Consider the following 3,413-nt stretch of genomic DNA (forward strand, 5'->3'; position numbering starts at 1 on the left):
CAGGAAGTAGTTGTTCCAGGTCGCCACCAGGGTGAACAGCACCACCGTCACCAGGCCGGGGCCCAGCAGGCGCAGCACGATGCCGAAGAAGATCCGGGCCTCGCCGGCGCCGTCGATCCGGGCGGCCTCCAGGAGACTGTCGGGGACGGCGTCCTGGGCGTAGATCCGCATGAGGTAGAGGCCGAACGGGTTGACCAGCGAGGGCAGGATGACGGCCCACGGAGTGTTGACCAGGCCCGCCTGGGCGAAGAGCAGGTAGGTGGGGATAGCCAGGGCGGTCGTCGGGACCATGACGGCGCCGAGGACGAGGTTGAAGGCGATCCGGTCGCCGCGGAAGCGGAACTTGGCGAACCCGTAGCCGCCGGCGGCGGCCAGCAGCGCCGCTCCGAGCGAGCTGACACCGGCGTAGATCACCGTGTTGAGCAGCCAGTGGGCGAAGACGCCGTCGTCCTGGGCGAAGGTCGCCCTGATGTTCGTCAGCAGTTGCGGGGCGTGCGAGAACCACAGGCCGAAGCTGTTGAACAGGTCCTGCGTGCTCTTGGTCGAGGCGATCAGGAGCCAGCACAGGGGGAGGAGGAAGTAGGCGAGGACGGCCAGCATGGCGACCGTCAGGGGGGTGCTGCGGCGGGGCGCGTGCTTCGTGGCGGGCGCGGTGCCGGCCGGCTCCACCGCTTTCGGCGCGACCGTGGCCGCCGGGGTCGTGGTGGTCACGAGGTCCTCCTGCGGTTCGCGGTGAGCAGGACGGCATAGGAGGCGATCACGATGACGAGGCCGAGGAGGAAGGACACCGTGGCCGCGTAGTTGACCTGCTGGCCGGTGAAGGCGAGGGAGTAGGCGTACAGGTTGGCGGTGTAGGAGCTGCTGATGACGTCGGGGGCGACCTTCATCAGCAGGTTCGGCTCGTTGAACAGCTGGAAGCTGCCGATCACCGAGAACAGCAGGGTCAGCATCAGCGCCGGGCGGAGCGCGGGCAGTTTGATCGACCAGGCGATGCGCCAGGCGCCGGCCCCGTCCATGGCGGCGGCCTCGTACAGCTCGGGCGGGACCGTGCGCAGGGCGGCGTACAGGATGATCATGTTGTAGCCGACGAACTCCCAGGTCACGATGTTCGCCAGGCTGGCGAGCATCCAGCCCTCGCTGAGGAAGTCGGGCACCGGCAGGGACAGTTCCCGGCTCAGCTGGGCGAAGGGTCCGAAGTCCGGGCCGTACAGGTAGCCCCACATCAGGGCGGCGACCACGCTCGGCACGGCGTACGGGATGAAGATGCCGAGCCGGATCACGCGGGCGAGGCGGAGCAGGCCGCTGTCGAGGGCCAGCGCGAACGCGAGCGCCAGCAGCAGCATCAGGGGGACCTGGATCACGAAGAACAGGGCGACACGTCCGAGGCCGTGCAGGAGCAGCGGGTCGCTCAGTGCCGTGACGTAGTTGTCGAGGCCGACGAACGCCGTACCGCCGATCAGGCGTTCCTGGAACAGGCTGAGGTAGGCGGCGTAAGCGAGCGGGGTGAGGAAGAGCAGCAGGAACAGCACCATGAACGGGGCGACGAACAGCGGTCCCGCCGTACGGCGACGGCTCATCTCAGCCCCCCTTCACGGTGAAGCCCTGGCCCTTGGCGTACGTGGTGAGCCGTGACTGCCAGGTGCCGAGCGCGCGGACGGTGTCGGTCCGGTCGGCTAGGGACTTGCCGACGGTCTCGGTCCAGTCGGTGGCCGCCTGGTCGAGGAACGGGGGCCACTGGAAGTCCGCGTCGACGGTGGAACCGATGTCGGCGAACAGCTGGTTGACCTTCTGGCCGCCGTAGAACGACGGCGTCTGGCCGATGAACTCGGCGTCCGTGAGGAGGGCCTTGGTCGCCGGGAAGAAGAACTGCTCGGTGGCGAACATGCGGGCGCTGGCCGGGTCGCTGTTGAGGAACTGCGCGAACACGGCCGCCGCTATCGGGTTCTTGCCGGCGCGGATCACCGCGGTCGTCGAGCCGCCCCAGTTGCCCGAGCTGGGCTTGGCCGCGTCCCACTGCGGCAACGGGGCCGCCCGCCACTTGCCCGCGGTGGCCTTGGCGGAGCCGGAGAGGAAGACGGGCCCCCAGGCGGCGGTGATCCAGGTGGCGTACTTGCCCTTGTTGAGGGCGGCGTACCAGGCGTCGGTGAAGTCCGGCTCGACACCGATGACCCCCTCCTTCGCGAGCCCGCCCCAGTACTCGCCGAGCTTCCTCGACGCGGCGTCGTCGACGCTGATGGTGATGTCGCTCTTGCCGGAGGACGCATACGGCTTGGCGCCCGCCTGCCACTGGAGGCCGTGCCAGGCCGCGGGCTGGTTCGCCGCGAGGTTGGTGAGGTAGACGTCGGGGTCCGCCTTGTGCAGCTTGCGCGCCGCCGCCGCGAACTCGTCCCAGGTGGTGGGCACTTCGATGCCGTGCTCGTCGAAGATGTCCTGCCGGTACAGCATGCCCATCGGGCCGGTGTCCTGCGGGATCGCCCACACCTCGCCGCCGGCTCCGCTGACCTGGCTCCACGTCCAGTCGACGAACCGGTCCTTGAGCGCGGCGGCGCCGTACGGCCGCAGGTCCAGCAGGCTGTCGGTGATGGTGAACGTCGGAATGGCCTGGTACTCGATCTGGACCAGGTCCGGGGCCCCGCTGCCGGCCTTCAGCGCCGTACGCAGCTTGGTGTACTGCGGGGTGCCCTGGCCGGCGTTGACGACCTTGACCTTGACGGCCGGGTACTTCTTCTCGAAGAGCGCGACCTCCTTGGCGATGTCGGGGACCCAGGTCCAGAACGTCAGCTCGGTCGGCGTACGCATCGCCTTGTCGATGTCGGCCTGTCCCACCGGCTCGGTGGCGGCGGGGGAACCGCCGGAGTCGCCGCCGCACGCGGTGAGCGCGGCGCCGAGCGACAGGGCGCCCGTGGTGGTGAGGAACAGACGACGGCTCATCCGGGAAGGGCTGGGCAGTGACGCGGAAAGGGGCATGGTGAACTCCCGCCGGTGGCATGGGTGGCAGGCACGCCGGACGAGGGCGTGCGCAGGGTATGAGGGAGGGCGCGGTCGCGACGGCCGGGGCTCGGACGCCGCGGTCGGGTGCGGGTCCGGGCGGACCGGCACCGACGGACGTTCCACAAGGAGCGAGGCGGAGGTCGCGGCCGGAGAGAAGGGGCTGGGGTGGAGCCGAGGCGGATGCTGGGGCCTGGCTCAGGGGCCCGCCGGATCAGGGGCGGACGTTACCGCCGGGCCAGGGGCCGTCCGACAGGAGCGGGACGCTGCCGGTACAGCGGCTCGGCGTGCGCGCACGCGCCGGAGGAAGCCTTGCCGTCCGGGTCGATCAGGGTGGTCAATGGTGGCTGGGCGGGCCTCCGTCCGGGAGCGGGGGAGGCGACGCGTCACCGCGGGAGCCGGAGGGTGCACGCCGTCCGCGGGCC

The 3,413-nt window shown here is 70.3% G+C and carries 3 protein-coding genes; all 3 read right to left on the reverse strand.

The features are described from left to right. On the reverse strand, nt 1-711 hold a 711-nt coding region (locus BZL64_RS25915; protein WP_107430345.1), incomplete at its 3' end, for a carbohydrate ABC transporter permease. Beyond that, a complete protein-coding gene (locus tag BZL64_RS25920; RefSeq protein WP_086771599.1) occupies nt 708-1,577 on the reverse strand; it encodes a carbohydrate ABC transporter permease in 870 nt (289 codons plus the stop codon). The genes BZL64_RS25920 and BZL64_RS25915, both read right to left, overlap by 4 nt. A 1-nt stretch (nt 1,578) precedes the next feature. Then, nucleotides 1,579-2,931, reverse strand: coding sequence for an ABC transporter substrate-binding protein (locus BZL64_RS25925; RefSeq protein ID WP_425276068.1), 1,353 nt, complete (start codon nt 2,929-2,931; stop codon nt 1,579-1,581). Nucleotides 2,932-3,413 lie beyond the last annotated feature (482 nt).

Source organism: Streptomyces bobili (genome assembly GCF_002154575.1).
Classification (GTDB): Bacteria; Actinomycetota; Actinomycetes; order Streptomycetales; family Streptomycetaceae; genus Streptomyces; species Streptomyces bobili.

Coding starts and splice junctions, on each gene's coding strand:
- BZL64_RS25920 (WP_086771599.1), bottom strand. CDS start 1,577: ATGAGCCGTCGCCGTACGGCGGGACCGCTGTTCGTCGCCCCGTTCATG.
- BZL64_RS25925 (WP_425276068.1), bottom strand. CDS start 2,931: ATGAGCCGTCGTCTGTTCCTCACCACCACGGGCGCCCTGTCGCTCGGC.